The organism is Mesorhizobium sp. CA4 (assembly GCF_020165075.1).
Lineage (GTDB): Bacteria > Pseudomonadota > Alphaproteobacteria > Rhizobiales > Rhizobiaceae > Mesorhizobium.
Map to the genome: position 1 here is coordinate 116,217 of NZ_JAIUHK010000014.1, position 23,862 is coordinate 140,078.

At 59.5% G+C, this 23,862-nt stretch carries 13 protein-coding genes and 5 pseudogenes; 15 read left to right on the top strand and 3 right to left on the bottom strand.

All coding sequences use genetic code 11. The features are described 5' to 3' along the window. Window positions 1–5: 5 nt before the first annotated feature. The 6 genes and pseudogenes from LB528_RS14065 (at window position 6) to LB528_RS14090 (ending at window position 9,283) form a co-directional block, all read left to right on the top strand. The gene (locus LB528_RS14065) at window positions 6–848 is read left to right on the top strand and encodes an ABC transporter permease (protein WP_224513532.1); all 843 of its coding nucleotides are present in this window, start codon (window positions 6–8) and stop codon (window positions 846–848) included. Beyond that, complete coding sequence (locus LB528_RS14070; RefSeq protein WP_224513531.1) at window positions 848–2,551, top strand: ABC transporter ATP-binding protein; 1,704 nt, start codon at window positions 848–850, stop codon at window positions 2,549–2,551. Before LB528_RS14065 ends, LB528_RS14070 begins: the two co-directional genes overlap by 1 nt. A 223-nt stretch (window positions 2,552–2,774) precedes the next feature. Continuing rightward, a complete protein-coding gene (locus tag LB528_RS14075) occupies window positions 2,775–5,225 on the top strand; it encodes an FAD-dependent oxidoreductase (protein WP_224513530.1) in 2,451 nt (816 codons plus the stop codon). Then, window positions 5,222–7,669: an FAD-dependent oxidoreductase gene (locus LB528_RS14080; protein ID WP_224715257.1), complete on the top strand. Its 2,448-nt coding sequence runs from the start codon at window positions 5,222–5,224 to the stop codon at window positions 7,667–7,669. Before LB528_RS14075 ends, LB528_RS14080 begins: the two co-directional genes overlap by 4 nt. A 37-nt stretch (window positions 7,670–7,706) precedes the next feature. Continuing rightward, window positions 7,707–8,635 (top strand): annotated as a pseudogene (locus LB528_RS14085) (3-keto-5-aminohexanoate cleavage protein). Window positions 8,636–8,662: 27 nt separating this feature from the next. Further along, window positions 8,663–9,283, top strand: a complete 621-nt coding sequence (locus LB528_RS14090) for an HD domain-containing protein (protein WP_224513528.1) — start codon at window positions 8,663–8,665, stop codon at window positions 9,281–9,283. A 95-nt stretch (window positions 9,284–9,378) separates the two neighbouring features. On the opposite strand, the gene LB528_RS14095 is transcribed toward LB528_RS14090, so the two are convergent. Together LB528_RS14095 and LB528_RS14100 are read right to left on the bottom strand one after the other, a co-directional pair. Then, complete coding sequence (locus LB528_RS14095) at window positions 9,379–10,371, bottom strand: PDR/VanB family oxidoreductase (protein ID WP_224513527.1); 993 nt, start codon at window positions 10,369–10,371, stop codon at window positions 9,379–9,381. Window positions 10,372–10,661: 290 nt separating this feature from the next. Next, window positions 10,662–11,798 (bottom strand): DMT family transporter, encoded by a 1,137-nt coding sequence (locus tag LB528_RS14100; RefSeq protein WP_224513526.1) that lies wholly within the window; start codon window positions 11,796–11,798, stop codon window positions 10,662–10,664. A 484-nt stretch (window positions 11,799–12,282) separates the two neighbouring features. Here LB528_RS14100 and LB528_RS14105 point away from each other — a divergent pair, with 484 nt between their 5' ends. Then, a complete protein-coding gene (locus LB528_RS14105; protein WP_224513525.1) occupies window positions 12,283–12,861 on the top strand; it encodes a cupin domain-containing protein in 579 nt (192 codons plus the stop codon). Window positions 12,862–12,943: 82 nt separating this feature from the next. Further along, window positions 12,944–14,119, top strand: a complete 1,176-nt coding sequence (locus LB528_RS14110) for a cytochrome P450 (protein ID WP_224513523.1) — start codon at window positions 12,944–12,946, stop codon at window positions 14,117–14,119. Window positions 14,120–14,191: 72 nt separating this feature from the next. On the opposite strand, the gene LB528_RS14115 is transcribed toward LB528_RS14110, so the two are convergent. Continuing rightward, a complete protein-coding gene (locus tag LB528_RS14115) occupies window positions 14,192–15,760 on the bottom strand; it encodes an ABC transporter substrate-binding protein (RefSeq protein WP_224513521.1) in 1,569 nt (522 codons plus the stop codon). Between the two features lie 229 nt (window positions 15,761–15,989). Here LB528_RS14115 and LB528_RS14120 point away from each other — a divergent pair. The 7 genes and pseudogenes from LB528_RS14120 (at window position 15,990) to LB528_RS14150 (ending at window position 23,783) form a co-directional block, all read left to right on the top strand. Further along, window positions 15,990–16,789: pseudogene (locus tag LB528_RS14120) on the top strand (SDR family NAD(P)-dependent oxidoreductase). A gap of 45 nt (window positions 16,790–16,834) precedes the next feature. Then, entirely contained in the window at window positions 16,835–17,794 is a 960-nt protein-coding gene (locus LB528_RS14125; protein ID WP_224513519.1) for an ABC transporter substrate-binding protein, read from the top strand. Between the two features lie 37 nt (window positions 17,795–17,831). Beyond that, window positions 17,832–19,811, top strand: coding sequence for an ABC transporter permease (locus LB528_RS14130; RefSeq protein ID WP_224513517.1), 1,980 nt, complete (start codon window positions 17,832–17,834; stop codon window positions 19,809–19,811). Window positions 19,812–19,814: 3 nt separating this feature from the next. Further along, a complete protein-coding gene (locus LB528_RS14135) occupies window positions 19,815–20,927 on the top strand; it encodes an ATP-binding cassette domain-containing protein (RefSeq protein ID WP_224513515.1) in 1,113 nt (370 codons plus the stop codon). 93 nt (window positions 20,928–21,020) lie between these two features. Beyond that, a pseudogene (locus tag LB528_RS14140) lies at window positions 21,021–21,783 on the top strand (glycine betaine ABC transporter substrate-binding protein). Between the two features lie 85 nt (window positions 21,784–21,868). Next, window positions 21,869–22,750, top strand: a pseudogene (locus LB528_RS14145) (ABC transporter permease). Continuing rightward, window positions 22,743–23,783, top strand: a pseudogene (locus LB528_RS14150) (quaternary amine ABC transporter ATP-binding protein). Before LB528_RS14145 ends, LB528_RS14150 begins: the two co-directional pseudogenes overlap by 8 nt. Window positions 23,784–23,862: the final 79 nt, after the last annotated feature.

Below are 23,862 nucleotides of genomic sequence, written 5' to 3' on the forward strand. Positions count from 1 at the left end.
CCAAAATGAAGAAAATCCTGGCTGCCCCTTTCAGACTGCTAGCCGCGATGGATTGGCCGGCGCGCATCGGAGCGCTGATCGTATTGATCTACGTGATCGTCGCCGTTTTCGCGCCTTTGCTGGCGCCCTTCGGTGAGGCCGAGGTTGTGGGTTCGCAATACGATCCTTGGACCTCCGTTCACCTTCTGGGGACCGACAACATCGGACGCGATATGTTGTCACGCGTCATTTACGGAGCGCGCAACACGATTGCCATTGCGATCATTGCCACCATCCTTGCTTTCCTGGTGGGGTGCAGCTTCGGTTTCACCGCCGCTGTCATTGGCGGCAAGGTCGACGTCGTGATCTCGCGCGTCAATGATCTGTTCATGGCAATCCCGCTTCTGATTTTCGCGCTGATGCTGCTGACCGTATTCGGGTCATCGATTGCCGTTCTGATCATCATCATTGCCCTGCTGGAATCGACGCGGGTCTATCGTGTGGCACGAGCGCTCGCGATGAACGTCGTCGTTGCCGATTTCGTGGAACAGGCCAAGCTTCGCGGCGAAGGTCTGTGGTGGATCGCCACCCGCGAGATCCTTCCGAACACGATCCCACCTTTGACGGCAGAATTCGGGCTGAGGTTCTGTTTCGTTTTTCTCTTCATCAGTGCCATGAGCTTCCTCGGGCTTGGTATCCAGCCACCGACCGCGGACTGGGGTGCAATGGTACGCGACAACGCCACGCTGATCGGCTTCGGCGATATCACGCCCCTGATCCCAGCGGGGGCCATCGCTGTGCTCACGGTGGCGGTCAACCTCGTGGTCGACTGGTTCCTGCATCGAGCAAGCGGTTTGAAGGAAGTGTGATGCGTAGACGCGACCAAGGACAGCCAGGCAGCGTTTTGATCGACATCAAGGGATTGGTCGTCAAGGCCGCGACCGAGGAGGGAACAACCACCATACTCAATGGTGTTGACCTCACGGTGCATCGCGGCGAGGTGGTCGGCCTGATCGGAGAATCGGGCGCCGGCAAATCCACACTTGGACTGGCATGCATGGGCTTTACCCGCGGAGGCGTGCGTTTCACAGCAGGGTCGATCCACTTTGATGGTGTCGACATCACAAGGTTGCAAGAAAAGGAGTTGCGAGAGAACTGGGGAACGCGCGTGGCCTATGTTGCCCAGTCTGCTGCGGCGGCCTTCAACCCGGCATGGCGCCTGCTTTTGCAGACCACCGAGACTGCGGTTGATCAACACATCATGACGCGGTTCGATGCGCGCGCCAAGGCAGTGGATCTTTACCGCACCATGAGGTTGCCTGCCCCCGAACGAATTGGGGAGCGTTTCCCCCACCAAGTCTCCGGTGGTCAGCTCCAGCGCGCCATGGTTGCCATGGGAATGGTCTGCCAACCGGACCTGCTGATCTTCGACGAGCCCACGACCGCGTTGGACGTCACCACGCAGATAGAGGTGCTGGCGGCTATTCGAGAGGTCGTCCAGCGCTATAACACCGCCGCCGTCTACGTCACTCACGACCTCGCAGTGGTCGCGCAGATGGCGCATCGGATTGCTGTTATGCGCCACGGACAGGTCGTCGAATTCGCGGACACTCGCAAGTTGTTGAGTAGCCCTGAGCATCCATACACCCGCGAGCTGCTCAACGTCACCAACATTCCAAGGGAGCCTGGCGGCGAGACTGGTGCCGAGGTGGTTTTGACCATCAAGAATGTGAATGCGCAGTATGGCGCCCAGAAGGTTCTCGATGACGTGAGTTTCAACGTCAGGCGAGGAGAGACAGTCGCGCTGGTGGGCGAATCGGGAAGCGGAAAATCGACAACGGCCAGGGTTATCACAGGCCTGCTGGCTCCGACCGACGGCGAAGTGTTGTTCAAGGCATTGGCTCTGCCCGCCAGCTATCGCAACCGCACGCGTGATCTGTTGCGGCAGATCCAGCTTGTCAGCCAGATGCCCGATACCGCGCTCAATCCGCGCCATACGGTGCGGCAGGTCCTGTCGCGACCGCTTAAGTTCTATTTCGGAATGACGGGCGCCAAGTGCCTTGATCGCGTCGAGGAATTGCTGCGCATGATCGAGATGGATCCCGAGACATTCCTCGACCGCCGGTCCTCTGAGTTGTCGGGCGGGCAAAAGCAGCGGCTTTGTATCGCTCGCGCGCTCGCCGCCAACCCTTCGGTCCTGATTTGCGACGAGGTCACAAGTGCCCTGGACCGGCTGGTGGCCAAGGAGATTCTACAATTGTTGCTCAAACTGCAACAGCAGTTGAAAGTGGCAATGATATTCATCACCCATGATCTCGAAGTGGTCCGCGCCATTGCGCATGACGTTGTGGTTATGAAGACAGGCAGGGTCGTGGAAGCCGGACCGATTGAAAAGGTCTTCGCACCGCCACATGACCCTTATACGGAATTGCTTCTGAGCTCGGTTCCGCAAATGGACCCAGATTGGCTTTCCGAGCTTCTTGGCCGTCGCGCCGCAAAGGCTCCCGACGGCGACGTAGCCCAACGTAGCAACGTCTACGCGCTTCTCCAGCGCGGCACCTCGCCAAGCTGAGCTGAGTGGGGCGTCCATTTCGGGTGATGGGACGTCGATTTCTGCCGCACAGCCCTGGGGCGCATCGTTACGTTGAGGCCCTGGTGCCTGGGGCAGAGCCTGCCGTGTTTCCTAGCCTGACGAGGAAATCCATGGGGAGCCTCCTCAGACTGCGAGCAGTTTCTCACATCCCGGCAGACTACCCCAGATCCATCCAAGCAACTTCAAACCTCATTGGTGACCAGTGTCCTATTTTCCAGAACATGCGCGCGTGGTGATCATCGGAGGCGGTGTCGTCGGCTGCTCATCGCTCTATCATCTGTGCAAGGCGGGTTGGACCGACTGCGTGCTTCTGGAAAAGAACGAGTTGACCTCCGGCTCGACCTGGCATGCCGCCGGCAACGTGCCGACCTTCTCCTCGTCATGGTCGCTGATGAACATGCAGCGCTACTCGACCGAGCTTTATCGGGGATTAGCCGAAGCGGTCGACTATCCGATGAACTACCATGTCACCGGCTCGCTCCGGCTCGCCCATACGAAGGAGCGCATGCAGGAATTCCAGCGCGCCAAGGGCATGGGCCGCTACCAGGGCATGGACATCGACGTCGTCGGGCTGGACGAGATCAAGCGCCGTTACCCTTTCATCGAGACGCACGATCTGAAGGGCGCGCTCTATGATCCGAGCGACGGCGACATCGACCCGGCGCAGCTGACGCAGGCACTCGCCAAGGGCGCGCGCGACATGGGCGCGAAAATCATCCGCTTCTGCCCAGTCACCGGCGTTCGCCGCGAGAACGGCGAATGGGTGGTCGAAACACCGCAGGGCGAGATCCGCTGCGAGATCGTCATCAACGCCGCCGGCTACCGCGCCGCCGAAGTCGGCAAAATGTTCGGCCGCGATGTGCCGATGATGGTGATGAGCCACCAGTACATATTGTTCGAGGAGATTCCCGAGCTCGCCGCCTGGACGAAGGAGCAGGGCCACAAGCTGCCACTATTGCGCGACGTCGACACGTCCTATTACCTGCGCCAGGAAAAGAGCGGCATGAATCTCGGCCCTTATGAGCGCAATTGCCGCGCGCATTGGGCGACCCACAACGATCCGATGCCGGAGGATTTTTCCTTCCAGCTTTTCCCCGACGACCTCGACCGTCTCGAGCATTACCTGGCCGACGCGGTCGCCCGCGTGCCGATCCTCGGCACCGCCGGCCTTTCCAAGGTGATCAACGGGCCGATCCCTTACGCGCCGGACGGCAACCCGCTGATCGGGCCGATGCCCGGCGTGCCGAACGCCTTCGAGGCCTGCGTCTTCACCTTCGGCATTGCCCAAGGTGGCGGTGCCGGCAAGGTGCTCGCCGAATGGGTGACGGAGGGCCAGACCGAGTGGGACATGTGGTCCTGCGATCCGCGCCGTTTCACCAGCTTCGCCTCGGCGCCCGATTATTGCGTCGCCAAGGGCATGGAGATCTATGGCAACGAATACGCCATGCACTTTCCCAAGCATGCTTGGCCGGCCGGACGCAACCGAAAACTATCACCGATCAATGATCGTATCGCTGCGCTCGGCGCCCAGTTCAAACCCTTCAATGGCTGGGAACGTGCGACCTGGTACGCCCAGGTCGGTGACGACACATCGGAAGCTGCCACGCAGACCTGGAACCGCGCTGGACCTTGGCAGCGGCGGATCGAGGAGGAATGCCGCGCTGTCACCGAAGCAGCCGGTATCCTCGATCTGCCAGGCTTCTCCCGTTATCGCGTCAAGGGCCCCGGCGCCACTGCGTGGCTTGCGGAGTTGATAACCGGGAAGCTGCCCAAGCCCGGTCGCCTCGGCCTGGCTTATTTTGCCGATGACAAGGGGCGCATCGTTACCGAGAACTCGGTGATGGCCCTCAATGACGACGACTTCTATCTTATCACCGCGGGCACCGCCCAGTGGCACGATTTGGAATGGTTGCAAAAGAACCTTCCTGAGCAAAGACAATTCGAACTCGAAGACGTGACGGACCGCTTCACCTGCCAGATCCTATCTGGTCCGAGGTCTCGCGACATCCTTGCACTTGCAAGCAACGCCGATCTCCATAAAGGCTGGCTGACGCATCAAGTTGCCCAGATCGCGGAGCGCTCCTGCAGGCTGGTTCGCGTATCCTTTGCCGGTGAACTTGGCTGGGAGATCCATACGGCCGTCACCGACACTGCAGTGGTGTTCGACGCCGTGTGGGCCGCCGGCAAGCATTTCGGTCTGAAGCCATTCGGGATGGAGGCCTTGGATTCCCTTCGCATCGAAAAGGGATACCGCACCTGGAAGGGTGATCTGTCGACCGACTACACGATATTGCAGGGAGGGCTTGAGCGCTTCGTGGATTGGACCAAGCCGAGCTTCAGGGGCAAGGGCGCGCTCGAGAACGAGAGGCAGCAGGGTGTGGTCAAGCGGTTCGTGGTATTGACCGTCGACGCTGGCGATGCCGACGCGCCGTACATGTCGACAATCTGGCATGGTGGCGAGGTCGTAGGCGAAACCACTTCAGGCAATTGGGGCTACCGCATCGGCAAATCCGTTGCACTAGGCATGGTGCGATCAGAGCTGGCCGAGCCTGGGACTGAAGTCGAGGTCGAAATCTACGGCGAACGGCGCAAGGCTGTCGTCCATCCCGACCAGCCCCTGTTCGACCCGAAGAACGAAAGACTGCGAGCATGATCAGGACCATCCCGACCAAAGCCCGCGCCGTCATCATCGGCGGCGGGGTCTCCGGCTGCTCGGTCGCCTATCACCTGGCGAAGCTCGGCTGGACCGACATCGTGCTGCTCGAACGCAAGCAGCTCACCTCAGGCACCACCTGGCACGCGGCCGGCCTGATCGGCCAGTTGCGCGGCTCGCAGAACATGACGCGGCTGGCGAAATATTCGGCCGACCTCTACGTCAAGCTGGAGGCCGAGACCGACGTCGGCACCGGCATGCGCCAGGTCGGCTCGATCACCGTGGCGCTGACCGAGGAGCGCAAGCACGAGATCTATCGGCAGGCATCGCTCGCCCGCGCCTTCGACGTCGACGTGCGCGAGATTTCGCCGCGCGAGGTCAAGGAGATGTACCCGCATCTCAACGTCTCGGATGTGGTCGGCGCGGTGCATCTGCCACTCGACGGCCAGTGCGATCCCGCCAACATCGCAATGGCCCTGGCCAAGGGCGCGCGCCAGCGGGGTGCTGCGATTATCGAGAACGTCAAGGTCACCAAGGTCCATACGAAGAACGGCCGCGTCTCCGGCGTCTCGTGGGCGCAGGGCGAAGAGCAAGGCACGATCGAGACCGACATCGTCGTCAACTGCGCCGGCATGTGGGCGCGCGAGCTTGGCCGGCAGAACGGCGTCACCATCCCGCTGCATGCCTGCGAGCATTTCTATCTGGTCACCGAGCCGATCCCCGGCCTGTCGCGCCTGCCGGTGCTGCGCGTGCCGGACGAGTGCGCCTACTACAAGGAGGATGCCGGCAAGATGATGCTCGGCGCCTTCGAGCCGGTGGCGAAGCCCTGGGGCATGGACGGCATCCGCGAGGATTTCTGCTTCGACCAGTTGCCCGAGGACATGGACCATTTCGAGCCCATCCTCGAAATGGGCGTCAACCGCATGCCGATGCTGGGCACCGCCGGTATCCATACCTTCTTCAACGGCCCCGAGAGCTTTACCCCTGACGACCGCTACTATCTCGGCGAAGCGCCGGAACTCTCCGGCTATTGGATGGCGACCGGCTATAATTCGATCGGCATCGTTTCCTCCGGCGGCGCCGGCATGGCGCTGGCGCAGTGGATCAATGACGGCGAGGCGCCCTTCGACCTCTGGGAGGTCGATATACGCCGAGCCCAGCCCTTCCAGAAGAACCGCCGCTACCTCAAGGAGCGTGTCTCCGAAACGCTCGGTTTGCTCTATGCCGACCACTTCCCCTACCGCCAGATGGCGACCTCGCGCGGCGTGCGCCGCTCGCCCTTGCACGAGCATTTGAAGGCGCGCGGCGCCGTCTTCGGCGAAGTGGCCGGCTGGGAGCGCGCCAACTGGTTCGCCCGCGAAGGCCAGGAGCGCGAATACCGCTATTCCTGGAAGCGGCAGAACTGGTTCGACAACCAGCGCGAGGAACATCTCGCGGTGCGCAACGGCGTCGGCCTGTTCGACATGACCTCCTTCGGCAAGATCCGCGTCGAAGGCCGCGATGCCTGCGCCTTCCTGCAGCGGCTCTGCGCCAACGACATGGAGGTCGCGCCGGGCAAGATCGTCTACACGCAGATGCTCAACGCCAGGGGCGGCATCGAGAGCGACCTCACCGTGACGCGGCTGTCGGAGACGGCCTATTTGCTGGTCGTGCCTGGCGCCACATTGCAGCGCGACCTTGCCTGGCTGAGAAAGCACGTCGCCGACGAGTTCCTCGTCATCACCGACGTCACCGCGGCCGAAGCCGTGATCTGCATCATGGGTCCGGAAGCGCGAAAACTGATCCGGAAGGTCAGCCCGAACGATTTCTCCAACGAGGCCAATCCGTTCGGCACTTTCCAGGAGATCGAGATCGGCATGGGTCTCGCCCGCGCCCACCGCGTCACCTATGTCGGCGAGCTTGGCTGGGAACTCTACGTCTCGACCGAACAGGCGGCCCATGTCTTCGAGGCGATCACCGAAGCCGGCGCAGATGTCGGCCTGAAACTCTGCGGCCTGCATACGCTCGATTCCTGCCGTATCGAAAAGGCCTTCCGGCATTTCGGCCACGACATCACCGACGAGGACAATGTGCTGGAGGCGGGCCTCGGCTTTGCGGTGAAGACGAGCAAAGCCGGCTTCATCGGCCGCGACGCCGTGCTCAGAAAGAAGGAGGCCGGCCTGTCACGCCGGCTGGTGCAATTTCGCCTCAAGGACCCGCAGCCCCTGCTCTTCCACAACGAGGCGATCCTGCGCGACGGCCGGATTGTCGGCCCGATCACCTCAGGCAATTACGGCCACCATCTGGGCGGCGCCATCGGCCTGGGTTACGTGCCTTGCCAGGGCGAGAGCGAGGCGGATGTGCTTGGCTCATCCTACGAGGTCGAGATCGCGGGAGAGCGATTTGCGGCGGAAGCCTCGCTGAAGCCGATGTACGACCCGAAGGCGGAACGGGTGAGGATGTAGCCCGCTCCGATCTGCGGAGAATCTGGGAGGAAAGACTGTGCCGCTTGCGATGAACCGCGAGGTCTTCATTACCTGTGCCGTGACCGGCTCCGGCGGCACGCAGGACCGCAGCCCGCATGTGCCGCGCTCGCCCAAGCAGATCGCCGATTCGGCGATCGACGCCGCCAAGGCGGGTGCGGCGATCGTCCATTGCCATGTGCGCGACCCAGAGACCGGTAAGCCGAGGCGCGACGTGCATCTCTACCGCGAGGTGACCGAACGCGCATCCGCGAAGCCAATGTCGACGTGGTGCTGAACCTCACCGCCGGCATGGGCGGCGACATGGTGTTCGGCTCGCCGGAAGCGCCGCTGCCGCTCAATGAAAAAGGCACCGACATGGGCGGCGCCACCAACCGCATGGAACATGTGCGCCAGTGCCTGCCGGAGATCTGCACGCTGGATTGCGGCACGATGAACTTCGCCGAGGCCGATTATGTGATGACCAACACGCCCGGCATGCTGCGCGCCATGGGCGGCATGATGACGGCGCTGGGTGTCAAGCCCGAGATCGAGGCCTTCGATACCGGCCATCTGTGGTTCGCCAAGCAGCTGGTCGAGGAGAAGGTGCTCAACCCGGACGCGCTGGTGCAGCTCTGCATGGGCGTGCCATGGGGCGCGCCGGACGACCTCAACACCTTCATGGCGATGGTCAACAACGTGCCCTCGACCTGGAACTGGTCGGCCTTCTCGATCGGCCGCAACCAGATGGCCTATGCGGCGGCGGCCGTGCTTGCCGGCGGCAATGTCCGCGTCGGCCTGGAGGACAATCTGTGGCTCGACAAGGGCGTGCTGGCGACAAACGCGCAGCTAGTCGAACGCGCAGCCAGCATCGTCACCAATCTCGGCGCGCGTATCCTCGGGCCTGAGGAAGTGCGCAAGAAGCTCAACCTCACCAAGCGGGCGCCGATAGCTCAAACCTTAGCGTGAAGAATTGCGGATCGAACGGAGGAAGAAATGGATAACGTGAAATTCACCGCGATGAAGGACGGGACCAAGGAGGAGTACGAGTTTCTGGCGGCGCATGAGGCCGAATTCGCATCCGGAACCGGAGAGCGCCTGCTCGACGCCCTCGTACAGCTGGACGAAGGGCTTTCCGGCTACAAGATCACCCGGCTCGGCCATTCGCTGCAGGCGGCGACGCGCGCCTGGAAGGATGGCGCTGACACCGACTGGGTCGTCGCCGCCCTATTGCACGACGTTGGCGACATTTACGCACCGTATAATCACGATGAGTATGCTGCCTCGATCCTGAGACCCTTCGTGCGCGAGCAATGCACCTGGGTGGTGGAAAAGCACGGCGATTTCCAGCGCCTCTATTACGCGCATCATCTGGGGGGCAACCCGCATGCTCGCGACCGCTTCGCCGGCCACCCCTATTTCGACGACTGCGACCAGTTCTGCGAGCGCTGGGACCAGTCGAGCTTCGACCCTGGCTACGAGACGCTGCCGGTCGAATTCTTCCGGCCCTTCGTGCTCGAGGTTTTCGCCCGCAAGGCTTACGATCCGGGGGTGATACGGGTTGGGGAGCGCGTGCCGATGCTCGATCCTGGCGTTGCGAGCCAAAGGGCGGCATAAGCGCAAAGCCCGAGCTGCAGTCCCTGGCAAGCTAGACCCGACCTATGGATCCGGGCCAAGCAAAGGCCACTTCAGTCTTGCTTGGCTGCTTCCGGTCAGAGATCGAGAACCAACTTGGCTGTCTTGGAACGCGAGCAGCACACGGTCATAACCGCATTGCTCTCACGCTCTTCAGGCGTCAGCAGGTCGTCGTCGCGATGGTCCGGCACGCCCTCCAGCACGCCTGTGAGGCAGGTTCCGCAATAGCCCTCCTCGCACACGCTTTTGACGTGGATGCCCTCTGCACGCAAGACCTGGAGGATGGTCTTGTCCGGTGGAACGGTAAGGATCTTGTCCGAGCGGCGAAGCTCAATCTCGAAGCTGCCCGCGATCCTTTCTTCTTTGGGTTGCGTACCGGATGCGGTGAACGCTTCCCAATGGATTCGCGAATCCTGGAAGTTGGCTTCCTTCGCCTTGTAAATGACGGCATCGATCAAGCCGCGTGGGCCACATACATAGACTTGGCTTTCTAAGGGCGCCGACCGAAGCAGATCCAGCACGTTCAGCCCCCGGGAAGCATCGCCCTCATCGTGGACGAACTCGACGCAACGCGATTCCAGGGCACGCACATCCTGCAAGAATGCCGTGTCGGCAGGGGTTCTGGTGCAATAGAACAACCGCCATTCCCGCCCCTCCTTCGCCAGCACACGCGCCATGCTGAGTATCGGCGTGATGCCGATGCCGCCGGCAATCAGAAGATGCGGGACCTGTTCATCATCGAGTGCAAAATTGTTGATGGGAGCCGAAATCTCGATCACGGCTCCTTCGCATAGGACCTCATGCATCTCGGCGGAGCCGCCGCGACCGGCCAGTTCCCGAAGAACGCCCAAACGATATGTCGAAACATCATCCGGATCGCCCACCAGCGAATATTGCCTGACTGTGCCAGAGGGCAGCTTGACGCGAGTATGAGCGCCCGCCGCCCAAGACCACAGAGGCTGCCCGTCCTCCGGAGTCAGCTCGAATGCCTTGATCCTTTCTGTCTCGCACGTGATCCGAGACACGCGCACCTTTCGCCAAGATCCAGCCATGGTATGTGTCATGTCCATTCTAAACTTCGGACCGAATACCATTGGCCGTCACGTACTGCCGACGGAATGCGACACATGAATGAGCGAAGTCGACGCGCTCTGCGCCGCAGATGCGGCCGATATCAATCAAGGCCATGAAAACGCGAGGCCGACTCACGGATAGAGCACGTCTTGGTGAGCCAGTCTGGATCGAGCTTGGAACCCAGGACAGAGCAATTCGGTGTAGGCTCATAGGGAGGATCGAATACGCCGGCATCCGGCCATCCCTTTTTCATGAATCAGGAAAACTGTCGCGCCGTTGACGCGAGCTACCAGGACCCGCGAGAAGGCTTGGCCCGGAGATGACGCTCAGGCGAATATTCAGGGCAGGCGTGGGATTTGGGATTCTGCTTGGGCCCTTCCGATGTGGGCGGCGCGTCCATCGAGCTTCTCAATGATCGCACACTCGAGCTAGGCCCCGACCGCGACACCTGGCTGCCCGCTTTGTCCTCGAGGCAATCCCGGCATGGACTCGGCTTCTGGGGTAATGGGACGAGAAGCAGCCATGAAGGTCCCAGCACCGAGAGCAACCCGGCCGCGGCTATCATGACCAGTCCCAAGATCGTGCCGGCACTTGGGATTTCATGATAAAATAGCGCGCCCCAGGTGGGTGCCCAAATCAGCCCGGTGTATTCGAAGATCGTCACCGTGCTGGCCGGCGCCACCCTATACGCTTGCGTAAGCAGCAAGGTGCCAGTCACGGCGAAGAGACCGCACAAAAGCATCGCGCCAATTTCATAAGGGTTCCATACCCATGGGCGAACCAAGAATAATATGCTCGGGTGGGTCACGGCTGACCAATCGACGTTGCCAATGATGTATGCCAGGAACGGCGCACCCAAGGCAAAGACCGTGTGTTGATAAAAGGCCATGGTCGGCGCGCTAAGAGCACCACCCAATCTACGAGCAAGGATTTGCGAAATTCCATAGAGAAGCGCAGAAAGCAAAGATAACAACGCTGCCGGCTCGAACACACCAGTACTGGGTCTAAGCATGACCGCAACGCCGGCGAGACCGATTGCGGTCGACGCCAAATTCACGGAGTTCAGCTTTTCTCCTAAGAAAAGGGACGACAATATCAAGATAATCAAGGGTGCGGTATAATATAATCCAATTGCACCCGCCAGAGGGAGCGCGGGGAACGCAAGATAGTAGCAAATAAAGGCCGAAAACGAAAGAGACCCTCTCACGATAAGTATCTTCCGAACTGGGTGAAATATCGAACGTAAGCCGACGGTCCAATGTACTATTAAACCTAGTATCGGCAAGCCAAGCATTGCTCGAACCGTCATGGCTTCCGTTACCGGCAACCTCCCAGAAAGGCCCTTGAGAACGGCATCCTGCATTGAGAATGAAAATATCCCTATGCATAGGCACGAAATGCCAAGAAGCGTATTGCGGTTCATGATCGCGGGCCCCTGAGTCGAGGAGACACTAGATCATTGCAGGCCCTTGGCGCCGTGACTTTCGACGTCAGATTGTCTGAAATCGCCTGACGCACTTGGCGTCCATATGCCGCCTACCGTGTCATATCTCGGCAAAGCGCTTTCTGCGGCAGGTATGCGCCCAGCTCCGCAAGTGTGGTGACCGGCGCGGCGGTGTCCAAATCGCAGGCCCGGCTGGCAGCGCCGACTGGCTTGGCCGCAGCAGTGGCCGCGGCCTCCCACTATCAAGGCAGCTGACTGGATCCGGATTGAACCATGCACTTTGGTGTCGCAGGAATGGCGGCGTGCAGCCGCCCAAAGGTGTTTGTGTCGCGTCGCATTTCGCCCGCTCGGCGTCGCCTGTTGCACAATTCAGATTGTTTGTTCTGGGAGGATGAAGCCGTTACGGGCACGGAGGGCTGTCGCAGCTGGATAAGTGTCCTCATCATGACCCGAGGAGCCTGTCATGACTGTCAAGCCGCCGCTGCGCCGCAACAGCACCACGCCTACTGAATTCTTTCCCGTGGCCCCCGACGCCGGGTCGTTGCAGAACCACAACGAATACATGGACGGTGCATTTCCGCTCGAAGTGCGCCCTGCCCATTGGTCGATGAAGGAAATCAAGAAGCAGCTCATTGCGATGAAGGAGGACGGGCGCTGGGACGGGAACACCCGTTATCTCTCACTGAAGGGTAACGACAGCGACTACAATTCCACCATCCCCACCATGTGGGTGACCGTCCATCTGCTGCGCCCAGGTGAGTGCATCGAGATGCATCGACACACACCTGGTTCGGTCTATCACGTCATTTCCGGGACCGGGTACTCGACGATCAACGAGTACCGCATCGATTGGGAGGCGGGCGACACTTTCTCGTGTCCGTCAAATTCCTATCATGAGCATTGGAACACTGGAACCGAGGATTCCTACATGTGGACGGTCCAGGATCTGCCGATCTACTCCTATAATCGGATGGCGACCTTTCAGTTCGGTGACTCCGAGAAGATGGATTTCCTCCACAAGTCGCGCCGTATCAAGAAATAGTGGCGCATCCTCCCAGCGCTTGGCGGCCGCTTCGAAGCGGCCGCACCCCTTTTGAAGCCCATGCAAATCGGGACTTGTGCTGATGACATTCGATCCGCTGTCGCCGGAATTCGCCCAGACACCGTTCGAGCATCTTTCCGCTATGCGGGCGACCGGCAAGCCATATGTGCATACCAATACACTGAAGCGCCTGGTCTCGGTATTCAGCTATGCCGATTGCGAGGCGGTTCTCCAGGATCACGAAAAGTGGTCAAGCGATCGTGGAGAATCCGTGCGCAAAGCCGGTCTTGGCGATGCAATGATCCTTCTGTTCGATGACCCGCCAGAGCATACGCGTCGTCGCAACGCAGTGAAGCGGCAGTTCATGCCGGCGGCCCTGGCGGGCATGAAAGCCGCCATCGAGAGCCGGGTGGCCAACCTGTTGTCCAAGGCTAATGGCAAGGTCATAGACTTTGTCAGCGAGATCGCCGCGCCGCTTACGATCTCGACGATCGGTCTCATGCTTTCCATTGAAGAGGATGAGATCGCAAAAGTGCGCGAATGGACCGAGAAATTGGCCCGCATAGATGGCGTTGCCAACTTCCTGCACCATCCTGACGATTGGATGGAACAGGCGGGAAGCGCGACGCTCAACGAGATGGCCGATTTCTTTTCGGCAAAGATCAAGTCGCACCGCTCTCAACGAAATGACCTGCTTTCCGTGTTGTTGGCTTCGGAACTCAGCCGGGACGAAGCTGTTTCGATGGCGAAGTTCATATTGCATGCAGGTAACGAGACGACCACGAACCTGCTCTCGCAACTGCTCTTGTTGTTGATTGAGCATCCAGATCAATATGCTCGTCTGAAGATTGCTCCCGAACTGGCGTCGGGCGCCATAGACGAAGCGTTGAGGCTGCGCGGATCGTTCCGTGAGACCGAACGCGTCGCCAAGCTGGATTGTGAACTCTCCGGCGTGAAGGTCCGCAAGGGCGACACCGTCGTCACCTGGCTCGCCAGCGGCAATCGCGACCACTCGGTTTTCGTCGAGCCTGATCGCTTTGATATTGCGCGACAGCCAAATCGCCACCTGTCATTTGCTCGCGGCATCCACACTTGCCTCGGCAACATACTGGCCAAAAGCGAAGCGGCAGCATTTGTTGGCGCACTCATCCAGCATCATGCCACCCTGGAGCTCGTGGGCGACAATGCAGTGAGGTGGTCGGACAATCCGCTCATGAGCGGGGTGACCAAGCTCGACGTTCGCATTACGCTGAAATAGCCAAACGCGCAGGAACGATGAGTAGGAGCCCCGCTACGCGAAGGCTCCTATCTGCTACCGGTTCTTCCCGGTCTAGGGTTCGACCCACCAGCGCTCGACGAACCGATAATTGTCGATGCCGATAAGGCTGCCAAGCTTGCCGTGGTTGACCTTGGTGGAACTCGCCAGGACGAGATCGGCGAACATCGGAACCACCGCTCCCCCGTCGTCACGGATCAGTTGCTGCATTTCCGAGAACAGGTTGACGCGCTTGGCGGTATCGAGCTCGGTTTTCGATGCACTCAGCAACTGGTTGAACTTGCCGTTTTTCCAATGCGTGTCGTTCCATGCCGCGCTCGCGGCATAAGCAAGCTCAAGCTGTGCGCCGGCCGTCGCGAGACCACCCCAAAAAACGGCTGAGAACGGCTTCACCATCCACACATTCGACCAATAGCCATCATTGGGCTCGCGTATAACGTTGATGTTGATGCCCGCTTTCTTGGCGCTCTCCGAATACAGCGTGGCAGCGTCGACCGCGCCGGTGAAAGCCGCGTCAGCAGCGCTTAGCGAGACGTCCAGCTGATTGAGCCCGGCCTGTTTGAGATGCCACTTGGACTTGTCAGGGTCGTAGTTGCGCTGTTCCAGTGAGGCAGCCTTTTCGGGATAGGCCTCGCCGATCGGATGGTCGTTGCCGAGCGAGCCATATCCGGAGAGAACGTTGTCGATGAGCTGCTGACGATCCACGCCGAATTTCAGCGCCATCCGAACATTGTTGTCCTTGAATGGAGCAGCATCCGTAAACATGGCAAAGGTGTAGTGAAGATTACCCTTTACCCGATCAATTCGAATCTTCTGGTTGCGCTTCAGGAGGCCGATGGTCTTCAGATCGACCCCGTCAATGACATCGACTTCACCTGTCTGCAGTGCATTTGTGCGAGCCGCTGCGTCCAATATGGTCTGCAGCGTCATCCGATCGGCATGCCCCCGCCCCTGCTTCCAGTAGCGTTCGTTGCGCACACCCGTGGCCATCACCCCCGGCTCGAACTTTTCCAGCTTGTAGGCGCCAGTACCTACGGTCGAGGCTACGTCGATCTTTCCATCCTTGGCTTGCTTGATGAAGAAGCCTTGACTGGCCAGCACTCCGGGCAGCTCGACGTTGCCGCTCGACAGCGTCATTACGACTTTGTCGCTGCCGTCCGCCTTCACGTCGGCTACATCTGCAAGCAACGGTGCCATCGCTGAGCTGGTATTGGGTCCTCTGTGGAAGTTGATGGACGCGACGACGTCCTCAACGCTCAGTGGTTTGCCATCATGAAACTCGACACCCGGGCGGATCTTGAAGGTCCAAATTTTCGCCGTCGCATCGGATTCGAAGCTTTCGGCCAGTTCACCGATCGCCTTGCCATCGGGGTCAATCTCGACGAGGTTGTTGAAAACGGCATAGACCAAAGCAAACAAGAACCCGTTGTCGATCTTTCCCGGATCAAGGGAATCGGCCGATGAGCCGTGTGGCAGGCCAAAGCGCAGATGGCCTCCTTTCTCGGGTTCGGCACGAGCGGACTTCGGCAAGCCGACCATCGACGCTGCAAGTGATGCGGCCCCCAGTTTGACCACTGACCGCCGGTTAATCAGCCACGAACCGTCTGTTTGAAATTCGCTCATGTTCTCCTCCAGGGCTTTATTGCCCATTCGTTTGGGCGAGCGTCAAACAGTCCAGAGGCGTGGCTTTGAAGGTTTCCGCCTAAATTTTGTCCAAAGCCGACACGGGCCGCGGGAGCACGCGAACCTTCTTCATCCGAAGACCTCATCGTGATGGAGATTATACGGGATGGACATTGAAAGTCCTAATGGTCTATATCCTGTACCATTATCGCATTTTAAGAGGGAATGCATGCTGAACAAGGCGGAAGCGCTACGGCACGTCGCAACCGGGAGAACTTTTGCCGGCCGAACCGTCATTGTTACCGGAGGCGCTGGAGGTATGGGGGCAGCGGCCTCGAGGCTCTTTGCAAGTGAAGGTGCGGCGGTCGCGATCCTGGACACGCCGCTGGAGAGAACCTGGCTCGCGACATCAACGACGAAGGCGGACGGGCGAGGTTCCTTCGCGCGGATGTTTCGAAGAGCGTCGACGTGGAAAATGCGCTGCAGGCGATCTACCGCGAGTTCGGCCAGATCCACACGCTGTTCAATCATGCCGGCACGATCATTGTTCGACCATTCCACGAGACCACGGAGGAAGACTGCGACAGGCTCATGAACATCAATGTCCGGTCGGCCTTCCTGGTTTGCACGCAGGTGGTCCGCCGCATGCTGAAACATGGCGGCGGCTCTATCGTGATTACATCTTCGATAGGCGGCGAGAAGGGATTTGCCTTTGAGGCGTTATACTGCATGACCAAGGGGGCGGTGCTCCAACTCGCCCGGTCGATCGCGACGGAATATCGGGACCGCGGCATTCGCGCCAATTGTGTCATGCCGGGCTTCGTCAAGACCGCGCACGGCCTGCGCGAGGTCGATGAACTGGATCACCTTGGCCAGAAATGGGCGGAAGCGGATCTAGCCGGCGTACAAGGCCGTCTTTGCGAGCCGGATGAAGTGGCGCGCGCGGCACTATTCCTGGCGTCCGACGCAGCGAGCTTCATCAACGGCTCGGCGTTTTATGTCGACAATGGGTGGTTTGCAAAGGGGTAACGACGAGACAACCACTTTGTCCGGATTACTAATGGGAGAACTGAAATGCGTCCTTATGCTCCGCTTCTGGCCTTCGGGCTTGCGATCGCCTCAACCAGCGCACACACGGCAAGTGTTCCTGAATCGAACGACACCATAAACATGATGATCGGCAACTGGACGAGTTTCGTGGTCCAGGCACAGATCGCAGGCCAGCTACTTCAGAAACTCGGCTATACGATCCAATACGTCCCCGCGGACGACTCGGCACGTTATCCCGCCTTCGAAAACGGCGATCTCACCATCGGGATGGAGACCTGGGCCACTACGCAACGCGAGGCATTCGAGAAGTCCCTGGCGACCGGGAAAATCCTCGATATGGGTTCGCTGTCGGCCCCTGCGAAGGAGGAGTGGTGGTATCCGATCTACATGAAGGAGAAATGCCCTGGTCTTCCCGATTGGAAGGCGTTGAAGGATCCCAAGTGCGCGGAGGCGTTCTCGACGCCGGAAACCGCTCCCAAGGGACGCTACCTGTCGGGTCCGGTCGACTGGGGTGGCTTCGACGTTGAGCGCGTCCAGGCGCTTGGTCTGCCATTCGAAGTGGTGAACGCGGGCACGGAAGCTAGTCTGTTTGCCGAGTTGCAGTCGGCGTATGAGCGCAAGGCGCCGATCATGCTGTGGGTCTACACGCCCCATTGGGTGCCCGCCAAGTTCAAAGGCGAATGGGTGCAATTCCCTAAATACGAGCCGGCCTGCTATTCGGATCCATCCTGGGGCATCAACAAGGACAAGGCTTACGATTGCGGCAAACCGGAAGGCTGGATCAAGAAGATGGCCTGGGCCGAAGGGGAAAAGAAGTGGCCTTGTGCTTACGAATTCATCAAGTCCTACGATATGGACAGCAAGACGCTCAGCGAGATGGCCGCTGAAGTCGACCTCGATGGCAAGAAGGCAGAAGACGTTGCGGCCGAGTGGATCGGCAAGAACGAGCCGACGTGGCAGAAGTGGACGTCCTGCGCGAAATGAAGACGGTTGACGCAATAAAATTCGACGATGGCCGGCCATGCTGAGCGCTGGCCATCGTCAGATATTCCTTGCCTGCACCGCCCTGCTGATGCTCCTCGCGATAGTCTCGATGCCCGCCTGGCATCCTTTTTTGCCGCAAGCCCGCCTCGACTATCCAGATCAGTTGGTCCTCCCGCTGGCCAGGTGGCTTGGCGACTTCCTGAACTGGCTAGCGCGTGAGGCAATGCTGGGGCCAGTCAAAATATCGCAGATCACGCGCGCCACTGCCCGGATCGTCGATATGCCGATGAATGCGCTCAACGTGCTGCTGACGACGGGCTGGCGGTCAGGCTTCGGCGAGAATGTGGTCACGATCGTCCCTCCCCTTGGCTGGTTCACCGTGCTTGCCATCAGCGGCGCGTTGGGTTGGCGACTTGGCGGCTGGCGCCTGGGATTGTCCGCGGCGTTCGGCTTGCTCTACGTCGCAGCGTTTGGCCTTTGGGCTGACGCTATGATGACACTGTCCAGCGTTCTCATTTCGACAGTGGCGGCCATCATCCTGGGGCTGGCGATTGGTACCGCAGCGTTGCACAACCGTGCGACCGACCGAGCCGTGGCGATCGCAATGAATGTCATGCAAACGGTGCCGGTGTTCGCCTATCTGGTTCCGACGCTGCTCTTCCTTGGATATGGACCAAGTGCGGCCTTCGCGGCAACGGTCATCTACGCGCTTCCGCCAATGGTGCATGCCACCATTCTAGGGCTTAAGTCAGTCCCGACAGAAGCTCTCGAACTCGGCGTCATGACGGGGGCCAGCCGAAGCCAGACCTACTGGAAGATCAAGCTGCCCTTGGCAATGCCGATAATCGTTATCGGCATCAACCAGGCTGTAATGGCTTGCCTGAACATGGTCATCGTGGCCTCCATGATTGGATCGGGCGGGCTTGGCTATGTCGTGCTTACCATGCTGCGGAAGCTCGACATTGGTCACGCTCTGGAGGCTGGACTTGCGATCGTCGTGCTGGCTGTCATTCTTGACCGCTTCTGCCAGGCGATGGCTCGGCACCTGATCTCGGCGTCGCCAACAAGTTCCTTGCGATGGCCCGTTAAGCGAAGCACCGCAATCAGTCTGCTGATCCTGTCGTTGGCGGCGACATGGGTGATCCCGGCACTGCAGACCTGGCCAGCAGATTCGTACTTGACCACTGCGCCAATGTGGAACGGACTGGTTACCTGGATGAACATCCACCTGTTCGACGTGCTGGATGGCATCAGGACCTTCGCGCTTTTGAACGTCATGAACCCAACCAAGAATTTCCTTCTGGCCCTGCCGTGGTCCTTGGTCGTCACCTTCCTGACGGCATGGGGGCTCTGGTTGGGCGGGCCTCGCTGCGGGGCACTCGTAGCTGGGCTTTGCTTCTTCGTTGTTGTGACGGGTTACTGGCAGCCTGCCGTGGTTTCCGTATATCTGGTGTCGCTTGGTGCCGTTTTGTCGTTGCTGATCGGCGTTCCGGTCGGCTACTGGTTCGCGCGCCATGAGTCCTGGCGGCCAGGTGCCGAACTGTTCCTGGACACGCTTCAAACCCTCCCGACCCTGGTCTATCTCCTTCCAGCTGTCATGCTGTTTCGAAACGGCGACTTTTCTGCGGTGTTGGCGATCACGAGCTATGCGGTCGCGCCAGCGGTTCGTTACGCCATGCATTCGTTCGCGCATGTGTCCGAGAGCCGCCTCGAACTAGCGCGGATGAGCGGAGCAAGTCCCTCGCAGACCTTACGCTGGATTCGTTTGCCGGAGGCATTTCCGACCCTGCTGCTAGGCATCAACCAGACGGTCATGATGGCAATCGCCATGCTCGTCATCACTGCCCTGGTGGGTACGCGCGACCTTGGCCAGCAAGTGTTTATCGCCCTTTCACGCATGCGGGTTGGAGACGGCATGGTTGCCGGGCTCGCTGTCGCTGCGATCGCGTTGGCTGCCGATTCGCTTATGCGGGCAGCTGCGCGCAATGCCGCAGCAAGCGTCGGAGTGAGGTTGTAGCTGATGAATGCACGATTCAACGACAACACCCGATCGCAATCAGCTATGGACCGTCCAGCAACACCCCTGAACCAGAGCGCGCTATCGGTACGAAATCTTTGGAAGGTCTATGGGGCGGCGCCCCGCGACTTTGCCTCGGCGGACGGGCCCACTTTATCTCGCGAACACTTGGCTAAACGGGGCTGGGTTGCGGCGGGCCGGGCAGCCACCTTCGAGGTCGCGAGAGGCGAGGTGTTCGTCATTATGGGCTTGTCGGGCTCCGGAAAATCAACCTTGCTGCGATGCTTGCCATGGTTGATCGAGCCGACCACGGGCGATCTCTTCTTTGACCAGAAGGATTTGCGGCGGATACCTGACACCGAGCTCGTCGAGCTTCGTCGCAACCGGATGGGCATGGTCTTTCAAAGCTTTGCCTTGCTGCCCAATCGGACCGTTCTCAGCAACGTCGAGTTTCCGCTCGAGGTGCAGCGCCGCCAAAAGACCATGCGCCGCGAGCGCGCCATGCAGATGATCGAGATGGTTGGACTGTCTGGCTTTGAGAACCGCCGGCCATCCGAACTGTCCGGCGGCCAGCAACAAAGGGTCGGCATCGCGCGTTCGCTTGCTCTGGATCCCGAATTGTGGCTTCTCGATGAGCCGTTCTCCGCCCTAGACCCCCTGATACGGCGCGATCTACAAGGAGAAGTTCTGCGTATCCAGGGCGAACTTGCCAAGACAATCGTCTTCATCACCCATGATCTCGATGAAGCAATCAGAATGGCCGACCGGATTGCCATCATGAAGGATGGCGAGATTGTGCAGATAGGGACGCCGCAAGACCTCGTCCTGGATCCCGCCAATGATTATGTCGCCAGGTTCGTTGAATCGATCGCTCCCGCGAAGGTCGTGCAAGCAGAAAGACTGCTGCTTCATTCCGGCCAGGTCGACGCGGGAGCGCCAACCACAGATCACGATGAAACGGTTCAACAATTCGCCCCGCTTATTGTTGAAGGCGACACCCCATTCGCGGTTCAGCGAAACGGTGCAATCATAGGCATGCTTGATCGGATTGCGTCGCTTCGCGTTCTGGCTGGCAAGGTCGGACGGGTAGATGTGCCGTCGACCAACGACGGGTGAGGAAGGCGTGCGATTGGGAAATCGCGGCCTCAACGCAAGCCGGCACAGACCGGCGTGTCTCGATCAGCAACGAAGTTCAAGGGAGAGAAACACATGCTTCGTTTATACAAAACCATCGCATTCGCGACCGTGGCGAGTGCTTTCAGCATAGGCGCCGCCTATGCGCAAGACAGCTGCGGAGATGTTACGATCGCGAGCATGACGTGGCAATCAGCCGAGGTTCTGGCTAACATCGACAAGATCATCTTGAGTGCTGGCTATGGCTGCAACGCGCAAGTCGTGCAAGGTGACACAGTACCAACTCTGACCTCGATGATCGAAAAGGGCCAGCCGGACATCGCGCCGGAAGGTGGGTCGATCTGCAGCCGGAGCTTGTGAACCGGGGACTGAACGACAAGAAGATCGTCTCCGTTGGAGAGGCCTTGAGCGATGGAGCCGTGCAGGGCTGGTTCATTCCCAGATATGTCGCCGACGCGCATCCCGACATCAAGACCATTCAGGACGCCCTGAAGCATCCGGAACTGTTTCCGTCGCCCGAGGACCCGCCTTTTGAGAAGGCGGAATGGAAACGCTGCAATACCGTCGCTGACTGCCCGGAGCCCAGCCGAACGAATGGCCAAAGGACTCGGTTCAGACGATCGTCACGACAAAATTTGCTGATCGGGCCGGCCCGGCAATTGAGTATCTGAAACATCGCAATTGGCGCAATGCGACGGTCAACGCATTGCTAGCCTGGATGTCTGACAACCAAGCTACCGGCGAGGGCGGTGCCAAACACTTCCTGCAAGAGCAGCCGGACGTCTGGACCAAGTGGGTGTCGCCGGAGGTCGCTGCAAAGGTCAAGGCCTCTCTCTAGGACTATTGTAGCTCACCTTTGGGGGAACGGCGGCTGACGTCGCCGTTTCCCCTCGCTTTCTGCACTAGGATTGCGAGATGCACCCATGGAGTGGTTCTCAAAATTTCCGACATTGAACGACGCGCTTCTTACCGCTCTCAAGAAGTCGGTCACGAGAGTTTCCGCGGATTTACGCGCGCCTATGGAGACAGCATAGAATCGTTCTTCGACCCGCTTCAATCGTTCTTGATTCACTCCGAGCGAATGATGCTTGCCACTCCCTGGCCGATTTTCCTCCTCGTCATCGCCGTGATTGCCTAGCTTGCCAGCCGCAGTTGGAAAGTGGTGTTCGGCTCCGTCGCCACGCTCGTTGTCATCGGGCTGTTTGGAATGTGGGAGGACACGATGAAGACGATCTCAATGATCTTCGTCTGCACGGTCATCGCAATAGTGGTGGGCATTCCGATCGGAATAGGGATGTCTCGTTCGGACCGATTTGAGCGGGTAGTGAACCCGGTGCTTGACGTGATGCAAACGATGCCAAGCTTCGTCTACATGATCCCTGTCGTCATGCTGCTCGAATAGCAAAGGTTCCCGGACTTATCGCCGTGGTTATCTATGCCGTGCCGCCGATGATACGGCTGACAAATCTGGGAATCCGATTGGTCGACATGTTCTGGAGGCCGCCGACGCATTTGGCTCCTCCAATTGGCAAAAGTTGAGGAACGTGCAGATGCCGCTCGCTCTGCCGACCATCATGGCCGGCATCAATCAAACCATCATGATGGCCCTCGCCATGGTGGTGATCGCGGCGATGATTGGGGTCCAAGGACTGGGTCAGCCAGTGTTGAGAGCCATTTCCAATCAGTACTTCACACTCGGCGTTTTCAACGGCTTGGCCATCGTCGGCATCGCGATCATCTTTGATCGCATCAGCCAGGCCTTTGGCAGGCGTCTTCAGCGTCACCGCGAGGTCGGTCATGGCTGACAAGATCGGCGCCGCCATCTCAATCAGGTCGCTCTACAAGATTTTTGGCCCGAATGGGGCAGCCTTCATCGAACCTGTCAGGCAGGGGATGAGCAAGGCAGAACTGAACCAACGGCATGGCCATGTGCTTGGTCTCAAGGATATCAACATCGATATGTCAGCTGGGGCCGTTCAGGTCATCATGGGACTGTCCGGCTCCGGCAAATCGACCCTCATCCGGCATATCAACAGGTTGATCGACCCCACCGCCGGCCAAGTGCTGGTCGGTGAAACCGATGTCGTCAAGATGAACAGTGCTGAATTGCGCATGTTTCGGCGCAACTAGACCGCCATGGTGTTCCAAAAGTTTGCGCTACTGCCGCATAGAAACGTCCTCGAAAATGTCGTTTACGGCCTCGAAATCCGAGGGTTGACCCGGGCAAGGCAGCTCGAGCCTGCGATGCGCTGGATTGAACGCGTCGGACTGAAGGGCTTCGAGGATCGATACCCAAATCAGCTGTCTGGCGGCATGCAGCAGCGTGTCGGCTTGGCACGAGCGCTGACCAATGATGCGCCGATACTGCTCATGGATGAAGCCTTCTCGGCGCTCGATCCCCTTATTCGGGTCGATATGCAAACTGTGCTTCTCAAACTCCAGAAAGAGATCAGAAAGACCATCGTTTTCATAACGCACGACCTTGACGAGGCGTTACGCCTGGGTGACCGGATCGCCATTCTGCGAGATGGACAGATCTTCCAGCAAGGCACCGGACAAGACATCATGTTGCGGCCGGCCGATGACTATATTGCCCGGTTCGTGCGCGAGGTTAATCGCAGCAAGGTGGTGAAGGCCGCCTCGATCATGAGTGAACTCAGTGGGCGTCCACCCGTCGGGCCCGCAATAGAGGGCGACGCCTCACTTGAGGATGCCGTCAAAGCGATGACAGCGACCGGCTGCCGCATCGCGCACATAGTCGATGGTCACGGAAGCGCAGTCGGCGAGGTTACGCTCGATTCGCTGGTTGCGGCGATGTTGACCCCTGCCGAAAGCTGACGCGCCCGCTCAGCACCTCGAAGTCTCTCATGTTCCCTGTCAAGATTGAAGGCAAGAAGGCTCGCCTGCTTGGCAGGTT